This window comes from Flavobacterium rhizophilum, from assembly GCF_046000485.1.
In the GTDB taxonomy this organism is placed as follows: domain Bacteria; phylum Bacteroidota; class Bacteroidia; order Flavobacteriales; family Flavobacteriaceae; genus Flavobacterium; species Flavobacterium rhizophilum.
Genome location: NZ_JBELQB010000008.1, coordinates 162,660 through 188,651, shown reverse-complemented (window position 1 = coordinate 188,651; position 25,992 = coordinate 162,660). Strand labels below are relative to the sequence as shown.

Annotated in this window: 26 protein-coding genes; 14 read left to right on the top strand and 12 right to left on the bottom strand. The window is 39.2% G+C overall.

What is annotated here, in order from left to right; translation table 11 throughout:
- Window positions 1–23 precede the first annotated feature (23 nt).
- From ABS768_RS12075 to ABS768_RS12050, 6 genes are all read left to right on the top strand, one after another.
- On the top strand, window positions 24–1,640 hold the full coding sequence (locus tag ABS768_RS12075; RefSeq protein WP_408075215.1) for a BatD family protein: 1,617 nt from the start codon (window positions 24–26) through the stop codon (window positions 1,638–1,640).
- A 1-nt stretch (window position 1,641) separates the two neighbouring features.
- Complete coding sequence (locus ABS768_RS12070; protein ID WP_408075214.1) at window positions 1,642–2,646, top strand: vWA domain-containing protein; 1,005 nt, start codon at window positions 1,642–1,644, stop codon at window positions 2,644–2,646.
- A 2-nt stretch (window positions 2,647–2,648) separates the two neighbouring features.
- The gene (locus ABS768_RS12065; RefSeq protein ID WP_408075213.1) at window positions 2,649–3,683 is read left to right on the top strand and encodes a VWA domain-containing protein; all 1,035 of its coding nucleotides are present in this window, start codon (window positions 2,649–2,651) and stop codon (window positions 3,681–3,683) included.
- A complete protein-coding gene (locus ABS768_RS12060; protein WP_408075212.1) occupies window positions 3,684–4,532 on the top strand; it encodes a tetratricopeptide repeat protein in 849 nt (282 codons plus the stop codon).
- A 65-nt stretch (window positions 4,533–4,597) separates the two neighbouring features.
- Window positions 4,598–6,352, top strand: a complete 1,755-nt coding sequence (locus ABS768_RS12055; RefSeq protein WP_408075211.1) for a BatD family protein — start codon at window positions 4,598–4,600, stop codon at window positions 6,350–6,352.
- Between the two features lie 33 nt (window positions 6,353–6,385).
- Window positions 6,386–7,132, top strand: coding sequence for a tetratricopeptide repeat protein (locus ABS768_RS12050; RefSeq protein ID WP_408075210.1), 747 nt, complete (start codon window positions 6,386–6,388; stop codon window positions 7,130–7,132).
- On the opposite strand, the gene ABS768_RS12045 is transcribed toward ABS768_RS12050, so the two are convergent.
- Window positions 7,129–7,680: a CvpA family protein gene (locus tag ABS768_RS12045; protein ID WP_157484791.1), complete on the bottom strand. Its 552-nt coding sequence runs from the start codon at window positions 7,678–7,680 to the stop codon at window positions 7,129–7,131. The two genes, ABS768_RS12050 and ABS768_RS12045, sit on opposite strands and share 4 nt — an antisense overlap.
- A 98-nt stretch (window positions 7,681–7,778) precedes the next feature.
- Here ABS768_RS12045 and ABS768_RS12040 point away from each other — a divergent pair, with 98 nt between their 5' ends.
- Window positions 7,779–8,135, top strand: coding sequence for a hypothetical protein (locus ABS768_RS12040; protein ID WP_408075238.1), 357 nt, complete (start codon window positions 7,779–7,781; stop codon window positions 8,133–8,135).
- Between the two features lie 95 nt (window positions 8,136–8,230).
- Entirely contained in the window at window positions 8,231–9,250 is a 1,020-nt protein-coding gene (pheS, locus tag ABS768_RS12035; protein WP_035133148.1) for a phenylalanine--tRNA ligase subunit alpha, read from the top strand.
- A 32-nt stretch (window positions 9,251–9,282) separates the two neighbouring features.
- Here the strand turns inward: pheS and ABS768_RS12030 are convergent, their stop codons facing one another.
- A complete protein-coding gene (locus ABS768_RS12030) occupies window positions 9,283–9,759 on the bottom strand; it encodes a copper resistance protein NlpE (protein ID WP_408075209.1) in 477 nt (158 codons plus the stop codon).
- A gap of 56 nt (window positions 9,760–9,815) precedes the next feature.
- Between ABS768_RS12030 and ABS768_RS12025 the strand changes: the two genes are divergently transcribed.
- Window positions 9,816–10,223, top strand: coding sequence for a hypothetical protein (locus ABS768_RS12025; RefSeq protein ID WP_408075208.1), 408 nt, complete (start codon window positions 9,816–9,818; stop codon window positions 10,221–10,223).
- A 114-nt stretch (window positions 10,224–10,337) separates the two neighbouring features.
- Complete coding sequence (locus tag ABS768_RS12020; protein WP_408075207.1) at window positions 10,338–13,151, top strand: GH92 family glycosyl hydrolase; 2,814 nt, start codon at window positions 10,338–10,340, stop codon at window positions 13,149–13,151.
- A gap of 23 nt (window positions 13,152–13,174) precedes the next feature.
- Here the strand turns inward: ABS768_RS12020 and ABS768_RS12015 are convergent, their stop codons facing one another.
- The 9 genes from ABS768_RS12015 to ABS768_RS11975 form a co-directional block, all read right to left on the bottom strand.
- Window positions 13,175–14,200 (bottom strand): TerC/Alx family metal homeostasis membrane protein, encoded by a 1,026-nt coding sequence (locus tag ABS768_RS12015; RefSeq protein WP_408075206.1) that lies wholly within the window; start codon window positions 14,198–14,200, stop codon window positions 13,175–13,177.
- An 11-nt stretch (window positions 14,201–14,211) separates the two neighbouring features.
- On the bottom strand, window positions 14,212–15,207 hold the full coding sequence (locus ABS768_RS12010; RefSeq protein WP_408075205.1) for an NAD(P)H-dependent glycerol-3-phosphate dehydrogenase: 996 nt from the start codon (window positions 15,205–15,207) through the stop codon (window positions 14,212–14,214).
- Window positions 15,208–15,472: 265 nt separating this feature from the next.
- On the bottom strand, window positions 15,473–16,633 hold the full coding sequence (locus ABS768_RS12005; protein WP_408075204.1) for an iron-containing alcohol dehydrogenase: 1,161 nt from the start codon (window positions 16,631–16,633) through the stop codon (window positions 15,473–15,475).
- A gap of 97 nt (window positions 16,634–16,730) precedes the next feature.
- On the bottom strand, window positions 16,731–17,312 hold the full coding sequence (gene nadD, locus ABS768_RS12000; RefSeq protein WP_408075203.1) for a nicotinate (nicotinamide) nucleotide adenylyltransferase: 582 nt from the start codon (window positions 17,310–17,312) through the stop codon (window positions 16,731–16,733).
- On the bottom strand, window positions 17,281–17,817 hold the full coding sequence (locus ABS768_RS11995) for a hypothetical protein (RefSeq protein WP_408075202.1): 537 nt from the start codon (window positions 17,815–17,817) through the stop codon (window positions 17,281–17,283). Before ABS768_RS11995 ends, nadD begins: the two co-directional genes overlap by 32 nt.
- A gap of 10 nt (window positions 17,818–17,827) precedes the next feature.
- Entirely contained in the window at window positions 17,828–18,397 is a 570-nt protein-coding gene (gene gmk, locus ABS768_RS11990) for a guanylate kinase (protein WP_330443186.1), read from the bottom strand.
- Between the two features lie 25 nt (window positions 18,398–18,422).
- Window positions 18,423–19,280 carry a YicC/YloC family endoribonuclease gene (locus ABS768_RS11985; protein ID WP_408075201.1) on the bottom strand — a complete coding sequence of 286 codons (858 nt, stop codon included), beginning with the start codon at window positions 19,278–19,280 and terminating at the stop codon, window positions 18,423–18,425.
- A 56-nt stretch (window positions 19,281–19,336) separates the two neighbouring features.
- Window positions 19,337–20,254, bottom strand: coding sequence for a DMT family transporter (locus ABS768_RS11980; protein ID WP_408075200.1), 918 nt, complete (start codon window positions 20,252–20,254; stop codon window positions 19,337–19,339).
- Window positions 20,247–20,603 carry an arsenate reductase family protein gene (locus tag ABS768_RS11975; RefSeq protein WP_408075199.1) on the bottom strand — a complete coding sequence of 119 codons (357 nt, stop codon included), beginning with the start codon at window positions 20,601–20,603 and terminating at the stop codon, window positions 20,247–20,249. Before ABS768_RS11975 ends, ABS768_RS11980 begins: the two co-directional genes overlap by 8 nt.
- A gap of 356 nt (window positions 20,604–20,959) precedes the next feature.
- Here ABS768_RS11975 and ABS768_RS11970 point away from each other — a divergent pair, with 356 nt between their 5' ends.
- Genes ABS768_RS11970 through ABS768_RS11960 form a run of 3 tightly spaced genes read left to right on the top strand, consistent with a single transcriptional unit; the run spans window position 20,960 to window position 23,897 of the window.
- A complete protein-coding gene (locus tag ABS768_RS11970) occupies window positions 20,960–21,925 on the top strand; it encodes a porin (RefSeq protein ID WP_408075198.1) in 966 nt (321 codons plus the stop codon).
- A gap of 16 nt (window positions 21,926–21,941) precedes the next feature.
- A complete protein-coding gene (locus tag ABS768_RS11965) occupies window positions 21,942–23,387 on the top strand; it encodes an anion permease (RefSeq protein ID WP_408075197.1) in 1,446 nt (481 codons plus the stop codon).
- Window positions 23,388–23,435: 48 nt separating this feature from the next.
- A complete protein-coding gene (locus tag ABS768_RS11960; RefSeq protein WP_408075196.1) occupies window positions 23,436–23,897 on the top strand; it encodes a DinB family protein in 462 nt (153 codons plus the stop codon).
- On the opposite strand, the gene ABS768_RS11955 is transcribed toward ABS768_RS11960, so the two are convergent.
- A complete protein-coding gene (locus tag ABS768_RS11955) occupies window positions 23,890–24,681 on the bottom strand; it encodes a DUF3298 and DUF4163 domain-containing protein (protein WP_408075195.1) in 792 nt (263 codons plus the stop codon). The genes ABS768_RS11960 and ABS768_RS11955 overlap by 8 nt on opposite strands.
- 101 nt (window positions 24,682–24,782) lie before the next feature.
- Between ABS768_RS11955 and ABS768_RS11950 the strand changes: the two genes are divergently transcribed.
- The gene (locus ABS768_RS11950) at window positions 24,783–25,925 is read left to right on the top strand and encodes a cystathionine gamma-synthase (protein ID WP_408075194.1); all 1,143 of its coding nucleotides are present in this window, start codon (window positions 24,783–24,785) and stop codon (window positions 25,923–25,925) included.
- Window positions 25,926–25,992 lie beyond the last annotated feature (67 nt).

Genomic DNA, 25,992 nt, shown 5'->3' with positions numbered 1-25,992 from the left:
TTGGGTTAATAATCATGATAAAGATGACCAAAACAAAATTATTTTCGTTTTTGCTGATGTTGCTTGCGGTTAGCGCATTTGCACAGCAAAAGCAGGTGGAAACAAGTATCGACTCCACTAAAATTAAAATAGGGTCGCAGTTTCACCTTACTTTAAAAACCACTGTAGATACAGCCGCTAACGTAGGCTTCCCTGAAGGAAAGAACTTTGGGCAGCTGGAGGTACTTGAATCCTATCCTACAGATACGGTAAAGAAAGGTGCATTGTATGAGCTTATTAAAAAATACGGACTTACACAGTTTGATTCAGGGCGCTATGTAATACCTAGCCTTCCGGTTATTATTGACAATGAGCCGTATCAAACCGATTCGCTTAGTATAGAGGTAGCCAATGTAAAGGTAGATACCCTAAAACAAAAAATGTATGACATTAAGGATATAGCCACAGTCGAATCTAAAATGAACTGGTGGTGGCTGTATGTATTGTTAGGACTGGCAGCGCTTGGTGTAGCCGGTTATTTTGTTTACAGGTATCTTAAAAACAGAAAAGTTGCCCCAAAAGAAGCACCTGTTGTATTTTCAAGCCCTATAGAGAAAGCCACGGTTAAGCTTAGGGATTTAGAGAAAAAAGACCTGCTACAGCGAGGAGCGATAAAGGATTACTACAGTGAACTTACCGATATTGCCCGTACTTACATTGAAGAAGCGATACACGTGCCTGCAATGGAAAGTACTACGAGCGAACTTATAGAAGCAATGCGTGCGGCAGTATCGCGTAAACGTATGGCGCTTACAAGGGAAACTTTTGAAGAGCTTGAAAAAGTACTCCGCACGGCAGATATGGTAAAGTTTGCCAAGTCCAAGCCGCTTGATTTTGAGGTGGCAGAAGACCGAATGAAAATAGAAAAAACCATTGTAGTTATAGATAAGTCCATTCCGGAAGAGAAGGAAGAAGACGAAGAGCATACACTGGCGTGGCTTGAAAAACAACGTCAGAAAGAGGCCAAAAGAAAAAAGAATATAATTATTGGTAGCTCAATAGGGGTAGTAGTGCTACTTCTTGCAGGCTTTTTGGTGTTTAAAGGAGTTGGCTTTATTAAGGATAACTTCTCACCAACAAATCAGTTACTAAAAGCCGAATGGGTAAAAAGCCAGTATGGTAGCCCGGGTGTTATTATAGAAACACCTAAGGTACTTAAAAGGGCAGATGTCGATAAAACTATACCTAAGGAAGCTATTGCTGTTGTCAAAGAGATGCAAATGTTTACTTATGGCATGCAGTTCAGTAATTTTTATGTGGCGGTTTCTACGCTTAGCTATAAAAAACCTACAGATGTAAAACTGGATATGCTTTTTGATGATATGTCTAAACAATGGGAAGCCTTAAAAGCAAAAGATATATTGGTAAAACAGGAGAGCTTTACTACACCTGATGGAGCCGAAGGCTTAAGGGCTTATGGTAGTATGAGCATGCCAAATCCATTGGGTGATGGTGGTGTGAAATACGATTATGAGATACTGTATTTCAAACAGGCAAACGGTATACAACAGGTAGTAATGATGTATCCTGCAACAGATGAGGATGCTCCTAAAATTGTGGACAGAATTAAAAACTCAGTCGAATTCAGAAAACAAAACTAAGATGAAAGATGTCACTTTTTTACATCCCGGTTTCTTTTGGCTGTTTACATTACTGCCACTGGCTATAGGATGGTATATATGGAAAAGAAAACAGCAAACGGCTACGCTTAAAATAAGTTCGGTAAACGGATTTAAAGTGAAGCCTTCACTGCTGGCAAGGTTAAAACCAATGCTGTTTGTGTTCAGGGTACTGGCTTTAAGTACTATGATTATAGCCATGGCTAGACCACGAAGTGTAGATGTGGACAGCAAAACAAAAACTACCCGTGGTATTGATATTGTTATGGCGATAGATGTGTCGGGGAGTATGCTCGCAAAAGACTTAAAGCCCAACAGGCTTGAGGCACTTAAAACAGTAGCCGAGAAGTTTGTGGACGAAAGGCCTAACGACCGTATTGGACTAGTGGTTTATGCCGGGGAGAGCTATACTAAAACTCCTGTTACCAGTGACAAGGAAATGGTAAAGGCGGCTATAGAATCGGTTAAATATGACGACAGGGTGCTGGAAGACGGTACCGGTATAGGTGTGGGTCTTGCTACGGCGATTAACAGGTTGAAGGAAAGTAAGGCAAAAAGCCGTATCATAATATTGCTTACCGATGGTGTAAACAATGCCGGGTTTATTGACCCAAGGATGGCTGCTGATATTGCTAAGGAATACGGAATAAAGGTATATACCATTGGGCTTGGTACCAACGGCAATGCTGAAATGCCTTATGCAAGGAAGCCAAATGGAGAGTGGGTATACAGGACTATGAAAGTAGAGCTTGATGAGGCACTAATGAAAGAGATTGCCGAAAAGACTGACGGACAGTATTTCAGGGCAAACTCAAACAGTAAGCTTGAAGCGATTTATGACGAGATCAATAAGCTTGAAAAAACCGAAATAAAAGAGCTTAAGTATTATAATTATACCGAAAAGTACAGACCATACCTGTGGTTTGCCTTCGGGTTGCTACTTATTGAGATTATAGTAAGAAAAACGGTTTACAGAAGTTTTATTTAGTTATGTACGAATTAGACGAGTCAAAATATTTGTATTTGTTTGGGGTGCTGCCGGTTTTGGTACTGCTGTTCCTTTTTAACTTATACTGGAAAAGAAAAAAACAACGTGAGTTTGGCGACAGCGATTTGGTTAAGCGGTTAACTCCCGAAAAATCGGTTTTTAAACCTGTGCTTAAATTTATAGTACTTATGCTGGCACTTTCGGGTATTATACTGGCTTTAGTAAATCCTAAAATCGGTACTAAGACCGAAACAGTTAAACGCGAAGGTATAGATATTGTTTTTGCCATTGACGTATCCAAGAGTATGCTTGCCGAAGATATTGCTCCAAACAGGCTGGAAAAAGCCAAACAGATAGTCTCGCAAATCATCAATCAGCTGGGAACCGACAGGATTGGTATAATAGGATATGCGGGAGGTGCTTATCCGGTACTGCCTATCACGTCTGATTACAGTGTGGCAAAAATGTACCTGCAAAACATGAATACCGATATGGTTTCGTCTCAGGGAACAGCCCTTAGTCAGGCAATAGAGTTGGCTACTACTTATTATGATGATCCGCAAACCAGTAAATTGCTTGTACTTATCAGTGATGGTGAAGACCACGGAGAAGGATCGATGGAAGCTGCCGAAGCCGCGAAGGAAAAGGGAATAAAAATTATCACTATAGGTGTGGGTACCGAAAAAGGAGGAACCATTCCGCTAAAGCGTAACGGAGTAACCGAGAGTTACAAACGTGATAAGGATGGTGAGGTAGTAATTACCAAACTATATCCTGATGCGCTTAAAACTATTGCCGAACGTTCTAACGGTGGTTATATTTATGGCGGAAATACCAGGGAGGTGACTGAATATGTAAAAAAAGCGCTTGATAATATAGAGAAAACCGAATTTGAGTCGAAAGAGATTGCTACTTACGATTCACAATATCAGTGGTTTTTAGGGGCAGCATTTTTACTGCTGTTTATAGATGTTTTCCTTTTAGACAGGAAAACGGCATGGATAAGGAAGTTAAACCTTTTTAATGAAAAAGAATAGATGAAAGGATTAGTAACATATAGTTTGCTTTTATGCTCGCTTGTGGCTTTCTCCCAGGAAAAGGAGAAGGACAAAAAAGACGAATACCTTTCAAAAGGAAATAAGGAATTCTCTAAAAAGGAATACAGGGATGCTGAGGCAGATTACAGGATTTCACAATCCAGAAATCCAGCCAATTCGCAATCCATGTATAACCTTGGGAATGCCATTTACAGGCAGGGTAAGCCAGGCGAAGCCATGTATGCCTATTTTGATGCCATAGAAAAGGCTGAGACCAAGAAAGACAAACACAGGGCTTACCATAATCTGGGTAATATGCTTATGGAGCAAAAGGATTACCAAACAGCTGTAGAGGCTTACCGTAATGCTTTACGGAATGATCCTTATGATGAGGAAACGCGTTATAATTTTGCATTGGCTAAGGAAATGCTGAAAAACAATCCGCCGCAAAATCAAAACCAGAACGAGGATAAGAACGACGAGAACAAGGATCAGAATAAAGACAAAAACGACAAGAATCAGGATAAAAACCAGTCGGGAGATAATAAGGACGACAAGAACAAAAAACCTGAAGACAAAGGTAACCACCCTAAAAAAGATAAGGGAGACGACCAGAAGGACAAAGGTGGTAAGGAAGATAAGGATAAGCAGGACGATAAAGGTCAAAACAAACCCGGCGACGGCCAGCAGGGAGATCAGGACCAGAAACCACAACAGGCAAGTCCTTCAAAACAACGAATGGAAAATCTGCTTGATGCCATGAATAACGAAGAGAAAAAAGTTCAGGACAAGATAAATGCCGAAAAAGTAAAAGGCGTACCACGAAATAGGGAAGAAAAAGACTGGTAACAGTTTAAAAAGATTGGATACTTATTTGAAAAATATATATTGTTCAGATTAAGGAATTGAAAACGATGAAAAGATACATCTTACTAATACTATTGTTATTTGCGCAGGGTATGTTTGCCCAGGACGTTGAGTTTAAAGCCGAACCCAGCCGAACCAAACTGGGGGTAAACGAGCGCCTTAGGATAAGTTTTACCATGAACAAGGACGGAGATAACCTTGTACCCCCGTCTTTTAACGGATTCAGGGCACAGGGACCTATGCAAAGTATAAGGAACTCATGGGTAAACGGTAAGCATACGTACAACAAAAGTTATGACTATACACTTATACCTACCTCAAAGGGTACTTTTACCATAGGTTCGGCGAGTATTGAGATAGAAGGCAAGATATATAAAACAGACCCTATTACTATTACCGTAGGTGAGGCAGTTAAGATTTTAGATCCGTTTGAAGCAGCCAAGCAAAGTGCTGCCGAAGGGATTCATCTTGTGGCAGAGGTAAGCAACAGTAGCCCATACATTAACGAACCGGTTAGCGTGGTATATAAGCTTTACGTTAGCCAGAACAGCAGTGTGACCAATTTCTATGAAACCGAAAATCCTAAATTCAATGATTTTTGGAGTCAGACAGATCGTACCGATCCTCAAAATCTTAAGATAGAAAAAGGAATGTATAACGGAGAAATGTACCGTTATGTAGTATTACAAAAAACGGTGCTTTATCCGCAAAAAAGCGGTAAGCTTGAAATAGAACCTTTGTTGCTTAATGTAACCTTACAGGTTCCTACAGAGCGTAACCGTTTTGGTTTTGTAAGTTATTCCAATGAGGACAAGGTAGTATCTTCTGGTAGTAAATACATCAATGTGAAAGCCTTGCCTGATGAAGGCAGACCTGATGATTTTACAGGGGCTGTAGGTAGTTTTGATTTTAAGGTAACGCCTTCCAAAACCAATCTGGAAACGGGGGAATCGCTTCAGCTGGATGTAACTGTTAGCGGAAAAGGTAACCTTAAACTGTTCACGCTACCTAAACCTGTAGTGCCTTCGGCTCTTGATATGTTTGACCCTGAGCATAAGGAAAACGTATCGGTACCATTATCAGGTATGACAGGTAATATATCCGATGTTTATACCATAGTACCGCAAAACAGAGGTAAATACCCAATTAAGCCGCTTTCGTTCTCCTATTTTGATCCAAAAGCAGGTAAGTATAAAACCATAACTTCTCAGGATATTATGATTGAGGCTACCGGAGATGCCGTTGCTTCAAATACACCATCCGACAGTACAGGGGTTCAAAAACAATCGGTACAGTCGTCACAGCAGTTTAGGTTTGTAGACCTTGATACCAAACTGGTAGCTATGGATAGGGAAGATTTCTTCGGTTCAGGGTTATTTTACTCATTGCTGTTTGTTCCGTTCCTGTTAATACCGGTAATAGTACTGGCAAGGAAGAAAAAGGAGGCTTACGACAGTGATGTGGTAGGTAACAAAATTAGGCAGAACAACAAACTGGCTAAAAAATACCTTTCGGCAGCCAAAAAAGAGCTGGGTAATAAGGAGGCATTTTATGTAGCGCTTGAAAAAGCCCTTCATAATTTCCTTAAAGCCAAGCTGCGCATTGAGACTTCCGAAATGAGTAAGCAAAATATAGAGGAACTGTTACTTAACCGAAAAGCTGATGCACAAACGGTAACCAATTTCATTAAGATAATGGATAGTTGTGAGTTTGCCCGTTATGCACCGTCATCGGGTGCGGCTATGCAGCAGGATTATGAAAGTGCAGTAACGGTAATAACAGCTTTGGAGAAACAGGTGTAAGGTGTTTTTTGAATCAGGCAAAGTAGAGATACAATGAAAAATTTAGCATACATACTATTGTTTTTTACGCAGTTAATGGCTGCACAATCGGCATTTGATAAAGGTAACGAACAGTATAGGGAAGGCAACTATCAGGCTGCCGTACAAAGTTATGAGAGCATCCTTAAGCAAGGTAAGGAATCTGCCGAAGTATACTTTAACCTGGGTAATGCCTACTATAAACTTAATGAGGTAGCTCCGGCTATTTACAATTACGAGAAAGCGCTGTTGTTAAAACCTAATGATAAGGATGTAAAAATAAACCTTGGGTATGCCCATAAAATGGTTATAGACGATATTAAGGAAGTGCCAAAGGTGGGTTTTACCAAACTGTTTTATGGCATGGTGGGTACTTATCATTATGATACCTGGGCTTGGATAGCGGTAGCTTTTGCTTTTGGGGTATTACTGTTTTTTGTCGGTTATTACTTTGTTGGGTCTACAGTATTAAAAAGAATGTTTTTTGCAGGGATATTTGTTTCGTTGTTAATTATAGTTATCAGTATAATATCGGCGGTATTTGTAAAAACGCAGGAGTCTAAAATGCGCCCTGCCATTGTGTTTAGTGAAGTGGCATCGGTTAAGAGCGAACCGCTAACAAATGCGCCGGATGCCTTTATACTGCATGAAGGCTCTAAAGTCAATGTTGTTGAGGTATTGGGGAAATGGAAGAAAATTGAACTTGCAGATGAAACCACGGGTTGGATAAGCGATGCTGATATTAAAGAGCTGAAAAACTAAATAGTCTGTTCTTCGCTAAAAACTTCCGGTTTTTCTTCCGGTAGCTGCTGTTCCTTAAAGTCGGTAAACCATTCTTCCAGAATAGGGAAAATAGTGTTTGATATTTCCAGCATCGGGTAAAAAAAGATAGATTCCTTTAGAGTTTCTTCCTTAGCCAGGAGATTATTACTGTTCAGTTTCAGGAAAAAATTAAGCGATACACTCAGTATCAAAACCATTTTAAGGAAGCCAAACACTCCGCCCAGAATTCGGTTAAGCAGCCCCAGGCTGGCAAAATCGGCCAGTTTGGTAAAAAACTTGGCAAGAAGTATTATTCCTACCACTACACCTATAAAAGTGATTAAAAATGCGGTTATGGATATATAACGTGGTTCCCACTCCACATACTTACTAAGTACATCTGCCAGGAAGCCCGAGAATTTCAGTGCGATAAAAATTCCGGCAATTAGCGAAACCAGTGAGGCCAGTTCTACAAATAAGCCTCTCCACAGTCCTTTTATAAGTCCGTAAAGCAGTAATCCGCCCAGTATAATATCAATAACACTCATTGAAAACAAAGTTAGCAGACTTTGGTAATAATCCAAATACTACTGTTACTTATAATTACAAAGCAAGTAACTATCTTTGCGCTTTAAAAAAAGATATAATGTCAAGGGACGAACAACTGAAAATACGCTGGGAACAGCTTGTAGATATATTATCCAAACGTTTTGCCGATGGCGAAATGCTGGATCTGGATGCCATAATTTACCTAATAGGGGTACAGGAACTGGGCAAGTTTAAACGCAAGTTTAAAAAAGACGATAAAATAAACCTTATGCATATTGCCATTTGCAGGTTATTAGAGCCTTATGGCTATTATGAATTTGATTATTTTGACGAAGAAGGATGGCCGCATTACACGGTTAAGGAAGAGCTTCCGCCGCTAAAGGCAGGGGAGCAGTCTGTTTTAATGAAAGGTGCTATTGTAGACTACTTTTTGGAAAAGGGACTTATTTCATAATTGGGTTTATAATCCATAAATATTAAATATACCCTAAAAATAGGTGGCACATCATTTTTAAAATGCATAAATTTGCACACTTTTACTGAACAACGATGATAGAAAAGATTAAAAGTTATATTGCTGAAGCCGAAGCTTTTCAAACCCAAAACAAGGAAGAGCTGGAAGCATTCAGGATTAAGTTCCTGAGTAAGAAAGGTATTGTAAATGACTTTATGGCCGAATTTAAAAATGTTCCTAACGAACAGAAAAAAGAATTCGGACAGGTTATTAACGCCTTCAAATCAGCAGTACAAAACAAAGTTACCGAACTTCAGGATGCTATGGAAAGCAAAGAGGAGGCAAAAGGCGTTTATGGCGACCTTTCGCGTCCGGGAGAACCTTTCCAGGTAGGGTCACGTCACCCTATATCTATTGTGAAAAACCAAATGATAGATATATTTGCCAATATTGGGTTCAACGTATCTGAAGGTCCTGAAATTGAAGATGACTGGCATAACTTTACGGCACTTAACCTTCCGGAATACCATCCGGCAAGAGATATGCAGGATACGTTTTTTATCCAAACCAATCCTGATGTGCTTTTAAGAACACATACATCATCAGTACAGGTGCGTTATATGGAGGAGAACAAACCGCCTATCCGTACCATTTCTCCGGGAAGGGTATTCAGGAATGAGGCTGTTTCTGCACGTTCTCACTGTATATTCCACCAGGTTGAAGGTTTGTATATTGATAAGGATGTCTCTTTTGCCGACTTAAAGCAAACCCTGCTTTATTTTACAAAAGAGATGTTTGGTAAATCTAAAATACGTTTACGTCCGTCATATTTCCCGTTTACTGAGCCAAGTGCCGAATTGGATATTTATTGGGGACTAAAAACAGAAACCGATTACAGGATTACTAAAGGTACCGGATGGCTTGAAATAGGCGGTTGCGGTATGGTAGATCCAAACGTATTAAAAAACTGTGGTATTGATGCTGAGAAGTACAATGGTTTTGCCTTTGGTATGGGTATAGAAAGAATAGCGATGCTATTATACCAAATTGGCGATATCAGGATGTTCTATGAGAACGATGTACGTTTCCTTGAGCAATTCAAATCAAGCATATAATTAAAAGGCCCGCAATTGCGGGCCTTTTTTTGTTATCCTACTTTTTTAAGATTGTATTTTCCTTTTTGTTCGCCTTCTATAGCAGTGCCGTCTGGGGCGAGTACCTTAATACTGTTTTCCTGTATTTTAAACTTTCTGCCCATTCCATTTTCATCAAGGGTTATTATACTTCCGGTATCATCCCATGTAAAGCTTCCGGTATTCATGTTAGCTGTTTCCTGTTTTTCAAGGTAATGCTCCGATAGGGAATAGGTATTGTTGTCGTTTATTTGCAGTTCGATTTCAATTCCGGGGCAATCTGCACAGGGGACAGTACCACTATATACCCCTGTCCAGTCTAAAGAATTTTGACTGTTATCCCCAGTAGGTATTGATGTTGAGGGGTTTTGTGTGCCTGTTGTGTCGGTAACAGTTTCGGTTTGGGTTTGTTCATCCGACGATTTTTCCCCATTTTTGCATGATGTAAAAGCCAATAGGGCCAAAATAGCTAGTGCTGAAATTTTTTTCATGGTGTTTTGGTTTAATAATGTTTAATAAAAATTTAGAGGAATTTAAAGGTACTAAAATGAGGAAAGATATTACAATACCTGTGGTAGAAAATGTTTATGTCGCAGTTATGCAGGAGTGGAATGAAGATTTTAACGAAAACACATGGTATGCTTATCTGATTAATGATAACAAAGACAAAATTGAAGCCGCAATAGTGGTATCAAATGCCAATGGTGTAATTGACGGTGAACAACGCAAAACTTCTATGATGCGCCATGCTTACCAGGAAGTGCCGGGAAATTCGGCTGTAAAGATCGAAATGATGGACAAAACCGTTTTACAGTTACACAATAAGTTCATGGTAACTTATTTTAAAGACAATGTAATGTATGAGAAAGACTATATTTTTATAGCAGGTTCCATTACGGAAGATGATGTACAGGAACTGCCTGTTATTGAGAAAAAAGGTATTCTTAGCAAATAAGCATACAAAGCATAATAAAAAAGCTCCGGAACACCCGGAGCTTTTTTATTATATGCACTCAGCATTGGTTTTATGAGGTAATTTTTTCATCTTTATCAAAATTTTACCTAAAAAATGAATAAATCATTATTACTTTTTTTACTGCTTTTTACAACGGCAGTTTTTTCCCAGTCGGGCAACTATTCTCAATATGTAAATCCGTTTATAGGCACCGGTGGGCACGGCCATACTTTTCCGGGAGCTACAGTGCCTTTCGGGATGGTACAGCTAAGTCCTGATACCCGTATTGATGGTAGTTGGGATGGTTGCGGAGGTTACCATTATTCAGATTCGGTTATCTATGGTTTTTCACATACCCATCTTAACGGTACAGGGGTTTCAGACTTTGGAGACATTATGCTGATGCCTACTATGGGCGAGCCAAAACTGGATGCAAAAGAGTATTCCTCTTCATTTTCGCATGATAATGAAACTGCTTCTGCCGGATATTATTCGGTAATACTTGATGACGATGGTATAAAAGCCGAACTTACTACAACAACAAGGGTAGGTTTACACCAGTATACCTTCCCTAAAAAAGGTCAGGCCAATATTATACTGGATCTTAACCATCGTGATAAGCTTATAATGGGAGAGGTGAGGGTTATAGATGAGAAAACCATTGAGGTGCTTAGGGAGAGTTCGGCATGGGCACGCGACCAATATGTGTATGCCCGAATTGAGTTTAGTACTCCGGTAAAGGTAACGGCAGTAAACAACAATGCTTTTGCTCCGGCTAAAGTGACCGACAAATTTTTTGCAGGTTCGTTGTTAGCCATTAGCTTTAGTAAAGAAGTGAAAAAAGGAGAGAAGCTATTGGTTAAGGTGGCGTTGTCGCCTACAGGGTATGAAGGTGCTGCCAAAAATATGAAAGCGGAAATGCCGCGTTTTAATTTTAAAAAGACTTTAAAGGCTGCTAAAAAGCTTTGGGATAAAGAGCTTTCTAAAGTTGAAGTAACCTCTAATGACAAGGAGAAACGGGCTGTTTTCTATACCGCTTTATATCACACAATGATGCAGCCTAACATCGCTATGGATGTTGATGGTATGTATCGTGGCCGCGATAATACCATTCATAAGGCACAAGGATTTGATTATTATACTGTATTCTCGCTGTGGGACACTTTTAGGGCAGCGCACCCATTATATACCCTTATTGATAAAAAACGCACGTCAGACTTTATAAATACCTTTATAAAGCAATATGAGCAGGGCGGAAGGCTTCCGGTTTGGGAACTGGCCAGTAATGAGACCGACTGTATGATTGGCTACCATTCTGTTTCGGTTATTGCCGATGCTATGGCTAAGGGAATTGAAGGGTTTGATTACGAAAAGGCTTTTGAAGCTGCAAAATACAGTGCCATGCTGGATCATTTGGGGCTGGAAGCCTACAAGGAAAACGGCTTTATAAGTATTGACGATGAACACGAAAGTGTATCAAAAACTGTAGAGTATGCTTATGATGACTGGTGTATTGCCCAAATGGCAATGATACTGGGTAAGACAGATGAGTACAACTACTTTATGAAGCGTTCCCAATACTGGAAAAATATTTTTGATCCTGTAACGGGACACATGCGTCCTAAAAAGAACGGAGGTTGGGACAAGCCTTTTGATGCCCGCGAAATCAATAATAACTTTACCGAAGGTAACAGCTGGCAATACAGCTTTTTTGTGCCTCAGGATATAGAAGGACTTATCGCTGCTTTTGGCGGGAATGAAAAATTTGAAACGAAACTTGACGAAATGTTCAGCCTGCCAAGTAAAACCACAGGTCGCCATCAGGTAGATGTTACGGGACTTATAGGGCAGTATGCACATGGTAACGAGCCAAGTCACCACATGGCTTACCTGTATAACTACATTGGCAAACCCGAAAAGACTACAGAGAAAGTACATTACATACTGGATGAGTTTTACAAAAACGCACCCGACGGACTTATAGGAAATGAGGATTGCGGGCAAATGAGTGCCTGGTATGTGTTAAGCAGTTTAGGGCTGTATGATGTGACTCCGGGGGATAATTACTGGCAAAAAACAGAACCGTATTTTACAGAAGCAAAAGTGCATTTGGAAAATGGAAAAACGGCTGTTATAAGAAAAAAAGATTATAAGGAAGACCTTAAGTTTGTTGATCCGGTTGTTGGCACTCAGGCTCAGTCTTACACTAAAATAGTTCCTGTGCCGGTTATAGAGGCCGAAGGGAAATCATTTAAGGATACTACTATGGTTTCTTTAATAGCACCTTTTGGAGCACAAAAAATGTATTACATTATCAATACACCGCTAAACGAAAATGAAAATAGGGTGTTTGAAGAATTTACCGCGCCTTTTGAGATTACGGAAAGTTGTGAAATACTTGCCTATATTGAAACAAACCGAAAAATAAGCCATGTGGTTACGGCCAATTTTGTAAAAAAGCCAAATGATTATACCATTGAAATAAAATCTAAATTCAACAGTATGTATCATGCCGGAGGTCCTGAAGGACTTATAGACGGGATAGAGGGCACTACCAACTGGCGTAAAGGTGACTGGCAGGGTTACCAAAATCAGGATTTTGAAGCGGTGATTGATTTGCAGAAAGAAATACCTGTAAATACTATTGATGCTGGCTTTTTGCAGGATAGCCGTTCGTGGATATTAATGCCTGTAAAAGTTGAGTATTATGTTTCGGATAACAACAAGGACTTTACCTTAGTAAAAACTATTGAAACCAAAACAGATGCAAGGCAGGATAATGTGATAGAACATTTCACGGCAGAACTTAATAATATAACTGCACGATACGTAAAAGTAAAAGCCTATAATTTCGGGACATTGCCACAATGGCATCAGGGTGCCGGAGGGCAGGCATTTATATTTATAGACGAAATAACTGTTAAGTAATAAGAATAGATGAAGAAGATGGCTTAGTTGCCGTCTTCTTTGTTTATAGCTTCTTCGGTTTTTTCTTCATGCTCTCCCGGGAACATAAACGAGATTATTACTGATATAAGCAATACACCGCCCACTACCATTAATGATACCGGAGAGGAAATATGGTAAAACGGACTGATAAGCATTTTTACACCAATAAAGGCAAGAATCACAGCAAGTCCATAATGTAGTTTGCTAAACATGTACATAAAGTTAGCCAGTAAAAAGTAAAGCGCCCTTAATCCAAGTATGGCAAAAATGTTTGAGGTATAAAGGATAAAAGGATCATCCGGAGCAATGGCAAAAATTGCAGGGATAGAATCTACCGCAAAAAGTAGATCGGTAAACTCAATAACGGTTACTACAACCAAAAGCGGAGTAGCTATTCTTACCCCTTCCTTTATTACAAAAAAACGGTCGCCTTCAAAGTCTTTGGTTACTTTAAAGAAACGATATATCAGCTTTGCCCCCGGACTTTTGGAGAAATCCTTGTTTTCGTCGTCGTCCTCATGGGCTCCCCACGATTTGATTCCGGCAAAAAGCAAAAAGAAGCCAAATAAGGTTAAAACGACATTAACGCTTACAGTTTGTCCGAAAATTTCCATTTCGGGCAAATAGGTCATGTTTATAAGCTCTACACCGGTAAATATAAATATGGCACGGAACACCAATGCACCAATAATACCCCAAAAAAGTACTTTGTGGTGCAGGTACTTTGGAACATTAAAGAACCCGAAAACCATAATGAATACAAAAAGGTTATCTACAGAAAGGGCTTTTTCTATCCAATATGCACTTTGGAACTGTGCAAACTGCTGGAAGCCCATTAAATAGTAAATTACCCCGCTAAAGGCCATAGCCAGCGATATCCATACAATAGACCATACTAATGCTTCCCTGTTGCTTATTTCGTGGCTTTTTTTGTTAAAAACGCCAAGGTCCAGCAGTAGCATCACGACAACAAGAATGGTAAACCCGGTTAATATCCCCGGGTGATTTATAAGATGGTCATGGTTCATGGGTAGTTGTTTTAATCCAGTTTATCTGTAAGCTTTTTAAATACGGGTTTGGCATCTTTCCCTTCATATAAAATACTGTAAACAGCATCTATAATAGGGGTTTTTGCTTTATATTCCTCATTTAGGTTATAAGCACTTTTTGTAGCATAATATCCTTCGGCAACCATGCTCATTTCCATCATGGCCGATTTTACCGTGTAACCTTTTCCTATCATGTTACCAAACATCCTGTTTCTTGAAAAAACAGAATATCCTGTAACCAGAAGATCACCCAGGTAAGCCGAGTTGTTTATATTACGCTTCATTTTATGCACTTTGCGTATAAATTTTTTCATTTCCCTTATGGCGTTACTCATTAACAGTGCCTGGAAATTGTCTCCATAACCTAACCCGTGTGCAATACCGGCAGCAATAGCATAAATGTTTTTAAGCATGGCTGCATACTCGGTCCCTACAATATCGTCAGATATTTTGGTTTTAATGTAATAACTGTTAAGGTTTTTGGCCATTACCTTAGCTTTTCTCTGGTCGCCGCAGGCAATGGTAAGATATGAAAGTCTTTCCAATGCAACTTCTTCCGCGTGGCAAGGTCCTGTTATAACCCCGATGTTGTCGTATGGAATGTTGTATTTTTCATGGAAGTGTTCCCCTACAATAAGGCTTGTTTCGGGAACAATACCCTTAATGGCAGAGAAAATAACTTTTCCGTCAAGGCTTTCGGTAAGCTTTTCCAGTTCGGTGCTTAAAAAAGCCGATGGTATGGCAAATATTATATAATCGGCATAAGCTACCGCCTCATTAATATCGTTTGTAAGTCTAAGTTTTTCGGTGTCAAATTCAACCGAGCTAAGGTAGTTCGGATTGTGCTTTTGCAGCCTTATGTGTTCAATGGCGTAGGTGCTCCTCATATACCAGGCAACCTCACTAACATTTTCACAAAGCATCTTTGTGATTGCTGTTGCCCAGCTTCCACCACCTATTACAGCGAACTTGGGAGTATCATTCATTTTGTTTGTTTGTTTTTTGCAAAGCCCAAATGTACTTAAAAATAAGGCATGTGCCAATGGCTTTTTAGGTTAGCTTTTATGGTAAAATCGCATATTCGTAAACATTAACATATAATTAAGTGCTTTTAATACAATTTAAGTTGAGAGGGGTGCGTTATTTAATAGAATTTTGTTTTAGACGAAGTTTACAACAAGGTTAGTTAAATTTTTTGTTTTTGGTGTTTTAAAAGGCATTCACGGTGTAGCCGGAATGCCTTTTATTTTTTTAATAGCTCATTTCAACAATAGCCTTCACTTTTTCGGGTGTAACGTTTTGGCGTTCCCCAAGTCCTTTCCAGCCACGTTCCTCAAAACGTTTTACTATAAAATCGGCAGTCTTTTCATAGTCGGCTGTATAGTTAGATATTTTGGTTTCCATTCCCATAGTATGGAAAAACTGAACGGTTTTTTCAATAGCCTGTGTTGCGGCTCCATCCACATTGGTAGCGGTAATTCCCCAAACTCTTTTACCATACTGTGCCAGCTTTTCTTTTTTAGAATCAAACATTACCCTGTACAGGTTAGGGCCTATTATGGCAAGTGTTCTCGCGTGGTCTATTTCATATAGTGCTGTAAGCTCATGACCAATCATGTGCGTAGCCCAATCGGTAGGAACACCTTTCTGTATAAGTCCGTTAAGCGCCATAGTACAGCTCCACATAAAGTTGGAAGCCAGTTTGTAATCAGTTGGATTCTCAACAACATCAGGACCTATCTCAATTAGTGTTTGCAGTATACTTTCGGCAAAACGATCCTGAAGCAAAGCATCGTGGGGATAGGTTAAGTACTGTTCCATTACATGGGTATAGGCATCTATCACCCCGTTTTGTAACTGTCTTTTAGGTAGCGATGAGATAACGGTAGGATCACAAATGGAGAACTGCGGGAATACTGCCGGTCCGCCAAAGGATAGTTTTTCCTGTGTCTTATCAATAGTTACTACTGCTCCCGAATTCATTTCACTACCTGTGGCAGGTAGGGTAAGCACGGTACCAAATGGCATGGTATTGTTTTCAATTCGTATCCTTTTTACAAGGATATCAACCGGGTCACCTTCAAAGTTTACGGCAGCCGAGATAAATTTTACCCCGTCTATTACCGATCCTCCGCCTACTGCCAGTATATAATCCAGTTTCTTTTCACGGATTAGCGTAACAGCTTTCATCAGGGTCTCATAACGTGGGTTTGGCTCAATACCACCAAACTCGGTAACCTCATATCCTTTTAGTGCTTCGGCAACCTGAGCATGTACACCATTTTTAAAAATACTTCCGCCACCATAGGCTAAAAGTACTTTTGCATTTTGAGGTATAAGTTTAGACAGTTTTGCAATTTGTCCCTTGCCAAATACCATATTGACAGGGTTATAAAGTTCAAAATTCAGCATGATTATAAATGTATTTTACCCAAAGTTACAAAATACCTTAAGATTTGCTGATAATGGAATGTTAAGTGTCTGCTTTGTAGCTATTTTTAAACAGAAGCTATTTTTTGTAGAAAAGATTATGGTCTATGTATTCCCAAACCTTTTGAGGCAGTAATGGTCTTACCTCTTTACCGTCCCTTATACTGTTACGTATAAAAGTAGAAGAGATCTCGATAACCGGAGCGTCAATTTTATGGATTTTATGATTGTTTATAAGCTCTTCGTTGGCATTTTCGTTATTAATGCGCGGATATACATAAATATCATGGTTTTCCAGTATTACCTCATAATTCTTCCATTTGTGAAGGGAATTAAGGTTGTCTTCTCCCATAATCAGGGAAAATTCATACGCCGGGAATTTTTCCTGCAGGTGTGCCAGTGTATGCACGGTATAGTTAGGCTGTGGCAGTCGAAACTCAATATCGGTAGGTTTTAGTCTGTCGTAAGTTTCGGTTGCCAGGAAAACCATTTCCAAACGGTGATGGTCTTCCAGTAGCGTACTTTTCTTTTTAAGCGGATTGTGAGGGGTAACCACCAGCCATACCTGATCCAGGTCGGTAAACTCGGCCATGTGGTTAGCGATAATCAAATGTCCTGTGTGTACAGGGTTAAATGTCCCGAAGTACAATCCTATTTTCATCAGTTTTTATATTTTCAAGTTCTTCAATGAATTCTTTTTCACTGAATTTTTGATTCTTGTATTCAATTGGGTGAACAATATTAATATCGTTATCCTCATGCTTAATTATTAGCAAAAGATCACCATAAATAGTTTTATACACATTTGTATAAAATACAGCTGTGTATTTTAAGCCAATATGATTAAATACATGCTGTTTTTTACAGAAACTAAACCTGTTCTTTTTATCGTAACGATACTCAATAAGGTTTTGTTCAATATAGTTATACGGGCTTTCTGAAAAAAATCTTTTTTCCTTATTGCCTGCTATATAGAAAAGAAGCAGCATGTATGAGGGAACAAATAAAGCAAAAGCAAACGACGCAATAACTGAATATAATAACGGCTTCGGGCTTAGGTTCCCCGTTGATACTATTACAATAAAAGACAAGCCAAAAGTGATAGAAAAAATTAAAGCAAAGATGTTACTCAATGCTTTGCGGTTTCTTTTAATCTCTTCTGTCATAAAGGTTACTTTATTTTATAAACTCTTTTACAAGGTTATAGGCATCTTCCTTGGCAGTATCAAGGTCATAGTTTTTAATAATGGTATCAAACTGAGGGGCTGTAGCTAATTCTACAGATGCCTTTGCGATACGCATATTAATCTTGTCTTCACTTTCGGTCGAACGGTTTTTAAGGCGTCTTTTCAGTTCGTCAATACTTGGCGGTTTAACAAAAACAGCAAGGGTTTCTTCCGGGAATTTCTTTTTAATGCGAAGTCCTCCGGCTACATCAATGTCAAAAATCACGTTTTTGCCCTGTGCCCATATACGTTCTACCTCGCTTTTAAGTGTACCGTAAAAATTATCACGGTATACCTCTTCCCATTCTACGAAGTCTTCCTGCTTAATATGTTTTTTAAACTCTTCAAGTGATATAAAGTAATAGTCTTTCCCGTTTTCCTCGCCATCCCTTGCGCTTCTTGTAGCTGCCGAAATGGAGAACTCCAAATTAAGTTCGGGTTGTGCCAAAAGGTGTCTTACAATGGTGGTTTTACCCGACCCTGACGGAGCGGAAAATACTATCAGTTTGCCTTTGTTCATGTGTAATCTTACGGCGGTGCCGTTATTATAAAATATTTAAAACCTGTTCTTTAATCTTTTCCAGCTCGTCTTTCATCTGTACTACCAGCTTCTGCATTTGTGCATGGTTAGACTTAGAGCCCATAGTGTTTATTTCACGGCCTATTTCCTGAGTTATGAAGCCAAGCTTACGTCCGTTTGCCTCGTTACCGGCAAGGGTTTCCATAAAATAGTTAAGGTGGTTTTCCAGTCTTACTTTTTCCTCGGTAATATCCATTTTTTCAAGGTAGTATATAAGCTCCTGCTCAAAGCGGTTCTCGTCTACATTTACCTCAAGTTCTGCAATAGCGTTGCTTAGTTTGGTTTTTACGTTTTCTATACGCTCGCTGTCATATGAAACCGTTTCTTTCATCAGTTTAAGGATGTTTGATACCCTTATAAGAAACTCTTTTTCAAGTGCAATACCTTCAGAAACACGGAAACTCTGAATGTTATCAAGTGCCTGATCAACAACCCCCTGAATACTGGTCCATTCGTTTTCGTCTATCTCCTCACGTTCTGTTTTAAGAGCGTCGGGCATACGTACAGCCATTTTAAGCAGTTCGGTCTCATCGCCGTCCACTATCTCTTTCATCTGGTTTATATAGGCCTTAACGATAGGAATATTTACTTTTGATGAAGTCTCTTCGCCTGTTATTTCTACAAACAGGGAAAAGTCTACTTTGCCTCTTTCCAGCCTTTGGGCAATCTGGTTGCGTAGCTTCAGTTCCATTTCGCGGTATGCCGATGGCATTCTTACGCTTAAATCCAGTCCTTTGCTGTTTAGGGATTTTATCTCAACAGTAATTTTTTTTGTGGGTAGTTGTAAAGATGACTTTCCAAAACCCGTCATAGATTGTATCATACAAAAAAATTTGTGGACACAAAGTTAAGTAAAATTCACAAACGCACGGTTATGAGTTAAATATCACTTTTCGCAGTTTGGTTTATAACCGCTTTTTTAGGCGGAGCCGTTACCAGATATACTCCGGCAAATATTAATGCGGCCGATATTATTTTAACCGGATTAAGAGTGTCTTTTCCGAGGCTTACCGCAAAAACAGTGGCAAACAAAGGTTGCAGGTAAATAAAAACAGCAACTGTTGTAGGCTTTAGTTCTTTCATGGAAAGTAGGTTAAGCAGGTAGGTTAAAAAAGTAGAAAACAGTACCACAAAGCCAACTTTTATAGCAATATCCACAGGCATGATTTCCCATTGTACCTGCGATAACTGTTCCCAGCCAAAAGGTAGTACCATAATAAAACCAAATAGGTAAATCCATTTTACAAAAGCAAACGGATTGTATTTGTCCATGAGTTTTTTAACTACAATAAGGTAGAGTCCGTAAGAAACGGCGTTTACAAAAACCAGGAAATTACCCCATAGTTCGTTGTTGCCACCACTAATGCTTTTGCCGTAAAGTATAAGCATTACGGTCCCCACAAGCCCCAGTAGTATGCCACCCACTTTTTTGCGGATTATTTTTTCCTTCATGATAATGGCACTTAATATCAGTACTATCATAGGGGTAGTGACCATAAGTACCGATGCCATTATAGGCGATGTTTGGCTAAGTCCTTCAAAAAAGGTTAGCATATTAAAGGCCACACCAAAAAAGGCAGCAGCTATGATACGGGGGAAATCTTTGAGGGCTATTTTTTGTTTAGTGGCAAAAAGAGCCACAAGCCAGAAAAGAATAACCGATCCGCCCACACGAAGAGCTATAAACCCGAAAGGTTTAATAAAACCCGGCATTACATCTTTGGCAATGGTAAAAGTAACACCGTAAATAACAGAGACCATCGTGGCAGCTGTTAAGGCCAAAAAGCGTTTATTCATTACTTAGGTACTCAATGGCTGCGGTTACGTTTTTAGGGCTGTTGCCTACAAATATCTTATCGTTTGTAATAATAACAGGGCGGCTTAAAAAAGTATAGTGTTCCAGTATGTATTGCTTAAAATCGTTTTCTGTAAGGTTCATGTCTTTCATACCACGTTCCTTATAGAGTTTAGCCCTTTTGCTGAAAAGCTTCTCATAGCTTCCTGTCAGGGCATGCATTTCCTCCAATTGCTTTACGGTAATAGGTTCCTCTTTAATGTCCTGTAAAATAAAACCGTCGGTATTTGGTAACGACTTGATTATCTTTTTGCAGGTATCGCAGGTTTTAAGGTAGTATATCTTTTTCATGTTATGTTTTTATACTTGTTTGCAAAAGTAAGATGTTTTTGTATAATTCTGTGTTGTGGGAAAATCGCAAATTGTAATCGTCAGGTTTTAAGCGGGTAAACATTAACTTTTTTTTTAAAATAAATATTCGTTAAAAAAGTTAAATTTTGTAGCAGACCATTAAAGACCAACTAATTATATCCAATCACCGTTATGATAAGAAAGCTTTGTCTAACTTTTGTATTTTTAGCTTTATCTGCTACGGTTAAAGCTCAGGATAAGCAAAAGGATACTATTAAGGACTATTCTGCCTATAACAGGAAAATTTCTACAGCTGTTTTTTTGTAGGGAGGTATAACGTTTCTTTTGATGATAATGTGGATTATAAGGGTACACATCATGCTGACCCTGCCCAATCAATTTCCAATTCTTTCGACCTTAAGTACGTGAGGCTTCAGGGAACTTTTTATCTTAACGATAAGATAAGTACCAGTGTATTGGTTAACCTTGCCGATTTTAAGCAGGAGCCTACCTCTAAAGTGCTAGAAAACGCTTTTGTGAAGTATGCTTACAACAAATATATAGTATTGCAGTTTGGTCAGTTCAGGCCTTATTTCGGGCGGGAAGATGTTTTTGCCTTTCAGCTCGAAAACTCGTACGACTGGTCTAATCAATATTCACTTTTTGGTAAAAACAACTGGCAGTCATTTCAAATAGGTGTTGCTTTTTTGGGTACGCTGGAACAATCAGGTATACCTCTTAGGTACTTTTTTACGATTTATAACGGCAACGGTAAAAACCAGATAAGTGACAATAATGACCAGAAAAACTATACTCTCAGGTTTGAGTACGATTTCTTACCTCATTATACGCTTGGCTTAAACGGAGGTACATCAAGATTGGCTGCTCAAACAGGTACGGCTTATGGTGTAGATATACAGGGGTTGACCAAATTTTCTCCTTTGTTTGAGTTAAAAACCGCTGCCGAGTATAAGAGAGGAACCAACTTTCTGGATTTTACGGCATCAGAACTTGAAAATCCTAATATCAATGATTTTGAAATGCAGGGTTTTTACATTGTCTCTAAGCTTAGGTTTAATTATAACAAGCCACGAATAAGGGCTTTTGAGGCCAGTTTCAGGTATGAAATACTGTATCCTGATATCTCAATTAACAGAAATTCATATCAAACCTTTACACCAATGTTGAGTATAATAGGGTCTGGGGACTATAATGCTAAAATCTCTATCGTAGGAGTTTTTAACCGATACAAAACCAGTATACCAGATAGTAATATGCATAACAGTAGCCTATTTATTACACAAATACAGGTTCACTTCTAACTAAAAGCCAAAGCCTATGAAACTGGAAATAAATTACAAAATGATGCTGCTGGCAGCAGTAATAGGGATAGTTTTATGGTTTATACCAACTCCCGAAGGTTTGAAGGATAATGCATGGCATCTGTTTTCCATATTTGTTTTTGTTATTGTGGGTATAATTGTAAAGGCAGCACCTATGGGTACCATGGCGATTTTAGGTATTGCCCTATGTGCTTTCTCATTGGTACTGGCTTCTCCGGATGCTAAAAATCCGGCAGCAGAGAGTATAACCAATGCACTGAGTGGTTTTGGCAATTCTATTATCTGGCTTATAGGAATGGCATTTTTTATAGCACGCGGATTTATAAAAACAGGACTGGGTTCTCGTATTGCCTACTATTTTGTAAGTCGTTTTGGTAAAACTACCCTGGGGTTATCTTATGGCCTTAACTTTGCAGATTTGCTCCTGGCCCCTGCAGTGCCCAGTAATACGGCAAGGGCAGGGGGTATAGTTTACCCTATAATGAAATCGGTAGCAATGAGCTTAGGTTCTGATCCTGCAAAACCTGAAACGAATAAGAAAGCAGGGGCTTTTTTAACCCTTAGCACCTATAATGCGAACCTGATAACGTCGACCATGTTTTTAACAGGTACGGCCAGTAACCCTATGGCACAACGTTTTGCTGCCGAACTGGGTGTGACCATCACTTGGGGAAATTGGGCAATAGGGGCTTTGGTGCCGGGACTTTTATGTTTGCTTTTAATGCCTTTGGTATTGTATAAGTTTAGTGCTCCTACTATGAAGAATACCGGAGATGCCCCGTTAATGGCAAAAGAGAAATTAAATGAAATGGGACCTGTAACCCGGAATGAATGGATAATGATAGTGGTATTTTTCCTCTTACTTGTTTTATGGATTTTCGGGCAGCAAATATCTATTGATGCTACTACTACAGCTATTTTGGGCCTTTGTATATTACTGCTTAGCAATGTGCTTACCTGGGAAGATGTAAAATCAGAAAAAGGGGCATGGGATACCATAGTATGGTTTTCTTCTCTTGTAATGATGGCAAGCTATCTGGCGAAACTTGGCTTTATACCTTGGCTGTCTGAAAATATTAAACATTATATTAATGGTTTTAGCTGGTATTATGCCTTCCCTATAATTGTGCTTATTTACTTTTACCTGCATTATATGTTTGCCAGCGCCACGGCTCATGTGGCAGCATTGTATTTTGCACTGTTCTCGGTAGGGGTTAGTGTGGGTGTACCTCCTTTAATGCTGGCACTTTTTCTGGGGTATTGCGGTGGTATATTTGGTACATTAACCCATTACGGGCACGGGCCTGCACCTATATTGTTTGGAAGTGGATATGTAGATATTAATAGTTGGTGGAAAGATGGTTTTGTACTTAGTGTGATATACCTCCTTGTATTTTTTATTGTTGGAGGAGCTTGGTGGAAGCTATTAGGCTACTGGTAAGAGGAAAATGTTTTGTAGTATTGTAGTGCTTTTTAAACTATACACATAATGGACTTACAAACTTCTTTTAAAATAACCCGTACCAGCAGGGAAATATATGCAAAATGGCTGGATAGCTATACGCTGGAACAGCTTAACAAAATACCACAGGGTTTTAATAATAACCTTATATGGAACATAGGGCATATTATGGTATCACAGCAAATACTGGTATATGGCGGAGCCGGATTACCTATGAATGTAAGTGAAGAATTATTAGCTAAATACAGGCGTGGCAGTAAGCCTGAAAGCGATGCAACACAAGAGGAAGTAAACGAAATAAAAAATCTTCTGTTCTCTACTATTGAGAAAACAGAAGATGATTATAAAAATGGCGTATTTACAACATATAACGCAAGGAAGTCAGAGCTGGGCTTTGAACTCTCTTCAACAGAAGATGCCATTACGTTTAACAACTACCATGAGGGTATACATCTTGGTATAATGATGCAGTTAAAAAAGTTTATTTAACCTTAAGATATTCATTTACTTCGCTGTAGGGTAAAAGCAATTCCTTTTGCCCTTCGGCGTAAGATGATATTTCGTAAGAGTTGTAGAATAACAGCAATCCGTTTTCCTTAAAGAAAATATTTTGCGGTAGTACGAACTTATCATTCTCAAACAGGAATCCTGTAGCGTTAATGGATTTTCCTGCTGGGATATTAAATTTCTCCCTAAACTTTTTCTCGGCAAACTGTCTAAAGCCATCTACATTGGTAAAAATGTCTTCATAGCTAAGGCTCTTGCCTGTTTCGGCATCAAAAAGCAATGAGCGTTCTCCTCCGTAACCATGAGCTCCGCCGGTAAAGGTGTAATGGTTTAGTTTTATGCTTATTATACTATCAGATGTGTAATCAACAGTAGCATCTATCTTAGCTTCAAATCCGGTCATTACATCATTAGGAAATTCTTTTTTAAGTTCTTCATACGATCCAAGGAAAGAAGCCATTAAATCTTCATAATTATCCGCTTTATAAGGAGTTTCACCAAAGTAAACAATCCCTTTTACGGTATTGAATATTGTTTTATTAATACTGTCGGCTACAACAGGCACGTTTTCGGCCTCAGGCACATTAATGGTTACGCTTGGGCAATATTCATCACATGGCAGTGATGTTTTTTTATAGTAATTTTTTGTAGAAAAGGCCAAGGCAGGTTTTTCTTCATTTAGTACTTCTTCATCATTGTTTTTCTTGTCCTTGCCACAGCTAAAAAGCATAAATGCGGCTAATAGTAAGGTTAAGTGTTTTGGCATGTTTTAAATGTTATTGTTTTGCAAAAGAGTGCTGTTTCTATACAGGGTCAACTAAATTACAGTAAATTTGCCTACTATACGGATAAAGAATAATTAATTATATGAAATTTAACACAAAAACCATTCATGGCGGACAGCACCCTGACCCTGCTACAGGAGCAGTAATGCCGCCGGTTTATCAAACTTCGACTTTTGCACAAAAGAGCCCGGGGGTACATGGCGGATATGAATACAGCAGGGCTGCAAACCCAACAAGAACAGCATTGGAAAACGCTTTAGCTAGCATAGAGAACGGAACACGCGGACTTGCATTTTCATCGGGTTTAGCGGCGACCGACTGCGTGATTAAACTGCTTAAGCCTAATGATGAGGTAATTGCTATGGACGATCTTTATGGCGGCACTTACAGGATGTTCTCAAAAATTTATCAGGAATTCGGTATTAAGTTCCATTTTGTAGACATGAACAATCTTGATAAATTTCAGTCACTTATTAACGAAAATACCAAACTGGTTTGGGTCGAAACACCAACAAACCCGTTAATGAAGTTAGCCGATATTGAGGCAATTGCCAAAATTACAAAAGAGAAAAATCTGCTTTTTGCGGTAGATAATACTTTTGCCACTCCATACCTGCAAAGGCCATTAGATATGGGTGCCGATATTGTAATGCACTCGGCAACAAAATACCTTGGGGGCCATAGTGATGTTATCGCAGGGGCTCTTATAGTGAAAGACGAGCAACTGGGTGAGCAACTTCACTTTGCACAATTTGCAACAGGAGGCACACTTGGTCCGCAGGATTCTTACCTTGTGCTAAGAGGTATTAAAACATTACATTTAAGGATGCAACGCCACTGTGAAAACGGAGAAAAAGTTGCTAATTTCCTTAGCAATCATCCTAAAGTGAAGGCGGTGTACTATCCGGGACTGGAAAATAATCCGTTTTATAATATTGCCAAAAAACAAATGCAGGGCGGTTTCGGCGGAATGGTATCATTCACATTTGAATCAGGTAAAAAGGAAGATGCAATTAAGTTCCTGGAGAGTGTAAGGGTATTTACCCTGGCAGAATCGTTAGGGGGAGTTGAGTCGTTGGCAAATCATCCTGCTTTAATGACGCATGCATCCATACCGGAAGACAAAAGGAAAGAAATAGGTATTACAGATGATCTTGTAAGGCTTAGTGTAGGGGTGGAAGATGCTGATGATTTACTGGAAGATTTACGCCAGGCACTGGGTTAATCCCTTCATTAATAGCTGTTTTTAAAGGTTTTTTTGTAAGCAGTTAAAAGTCAAATGCCTACCTTTG

What these genes read in the sequence shown, in the direction of transcription:
- ABS768_RS12075 (WP_408075215.1), top strand. Translation starts at nt 24, where the DNA reads ATGACCAAAACAAAATTATTTTCGTTTTTGCTGATGTTGCTTGCGGTT.
- ABS768_RS12070 (WP_408075214.1), top strand. Translation starts at nt 1,642, where the DNA reads ATGAAAGATGTCACTTTTTTACATCCCGGTTTCTTTTGGCTGTTTACA.
- ABS768_RS12065 (WP_408075213.1), top strand. Translation starts at nt 2,649, where the DNA reads ATGTACGAATTAGACGAGTCAAAATATTTGTATTTGTTTGGGGTGCTG.
- ABS768_RS12060 (WP_408075212.1), top strand. Translation starts at nt 3,684, where the DNA reads ATGAAAGGATTAGTAACATATAGTTTGCTTTTATGCTCGCTTGTGGCT.
- ABS768_RS12055 (WP_408075211.1), top strand. Translation starts at nt 4,598, where the DNA reads ATGAAAAGATACATCTTACTAATACTATTGTTATTTGCGCAGGGTATG.
- ABS768_RS12050 (WP_408075210.1), top strand. Translation starts at nt 6,386, where the DNA reads ATGAAAAATTTAGCATACATACTATTGTTTTTTACGCAGTTAATGGCT.
- ABS768_RS12045 (WP_157484791.1), bottom strand. Translation starts at nt 7,680, where the DNA reads ATGAGTGTTATTGATATTATACTGGGCGGATTACTGCTTTACGGACTT.
- ABS768_RS12040 (WP_408075238.1), top strand. Translation starts at nt 7,779, where the DNA reads ATGTCAAGGGACGAACAACTGAAAATACGCTGGGAACAGCTTGTAGAT.
- pheS (WP_035133148.1), top strand. Translation starts at nt 8,231, where the DNA reads ATGATAGAAAAGATTAAAAGTTATATTGCTGAAGCCGAAGCTTTTCAA.
- ABS768_RS12030 (WP_408075209.1), bottom strand. Translation starts at nt 9,759, where the DNA reads ATGAAAAAAATTTCAGCACTAGCTATTTTGGCCCTATTGGCTTTTACA.
- ABS768_RS12025 (WP_408075208.1), top strand. Translation starts at nt 9,816, where the DNA reads ATGAGGAAAGATATTACAATACCTGTGGTAGAAAATGTTTATGTCGCA.
- ABS768_RS12020 (WP_408075207.1), top strand. Translation starts at nt 10,338, where the DNA reads ATGAATAAATCATTATTACTTTTTTTACTGCTTTTTACAACGGCAGTT.
- ABS768_RS12015 (WP_408075206.1), bottom strand. Translation starts at nt 14,200, where the DNA reads ATGAACCATGACCATCTTATAAATCACCCGGGGATATTAACCGGGTTT.
- ABS768_RS12010 (WP_408075205.1), bottom strand. Translation starts at nt 15,207, where the DNA reads ATGAATGATACTCCCAAGTTCGCTGTAATAGGTGGTGGAAGCTGGGCA.
- ABS768_RS12005 (WP_408075204.1), bottom strand. Translation starts at nt 16,633, where the DNA reads ATGCTGAATTTTGAACTTTATAACCCTGTCAATATGGTATTTGGCAAG.
- nadD (WP_408075203.1), bottom strand. Translation starts at nt 17,312, where the DNA reads ATGAAAATAGGATTGTACTTCGGGACATTTAACCCTGTACACACAGGA.
- ABS768_RS11995 (WP_408075202.1), bottom strand. Translation starts at nt 17,817, where the DNA reads ATGACAGAAGAGATTAAAAGAAACCGCAAAGCATTGAGTAACATCTTT.
- gmk (WP_330443186.1), bottom strand. Translation starts at nt 18,397, where the DNA reads ATGAACAAAGGCAAACTGATAGTATTTTCCGCTCCGTCAGGGTCGGGT.
- ABS768_RS11985 (WP_408075201.1), bottom strand. Translation starts at nt 19,280, where the DNA reads ATGATACAATCTATGACGGGTTTTGGAAAGTCATCTTTACAACTACCC.
- ABS768_RS11980 (WP_408075200.1), bottom strand. Translation starts at nt 20,254, where the DNA reads ATGAATAAACGCTTTTTGGCCTTAACAGCTGCCACGATGGTCTCTGTT.
- ABS768_RS11975 (WP_408075199.1), bottom strand. Translation starts at nt 20,603, where the DNA reads ATGAAAAAGATATACTACCTTAAAACCTGCGATACCTGCAAAAAGATA.
- ABS768_RS11965 (WP_408075197.1), top strand. Translation starts at nt 21,942, where the DNA reads ATGAAACTGGAAATAAATTACAAAATGATGCTGCTGGCAGCAGTAATA.
- ABS768_RS11960 (WP_408075196.1), top strand. Translation starts at nt 23,436, where the DNA reads ATGGACTTACAAACTTCTTTTAAAATAACCCGTACCAGCAGGGAAATA.
- ABS768_RS11955 (WP_408075195.1), bottom strand. Translation starts at nt 24,681, where the DNA reads ATGCCAAAACACTTAACCTTACTATTAGCCGCATTTATGCTTTTTAGC.
- ABS768_RS11950 (WP_408075194.1), top strand. Translation starts at nt 24,783, where the DNA reads ATGAAATTTAACACAAAAACCATTCATGGCGGACAGCACCCTGACCCT.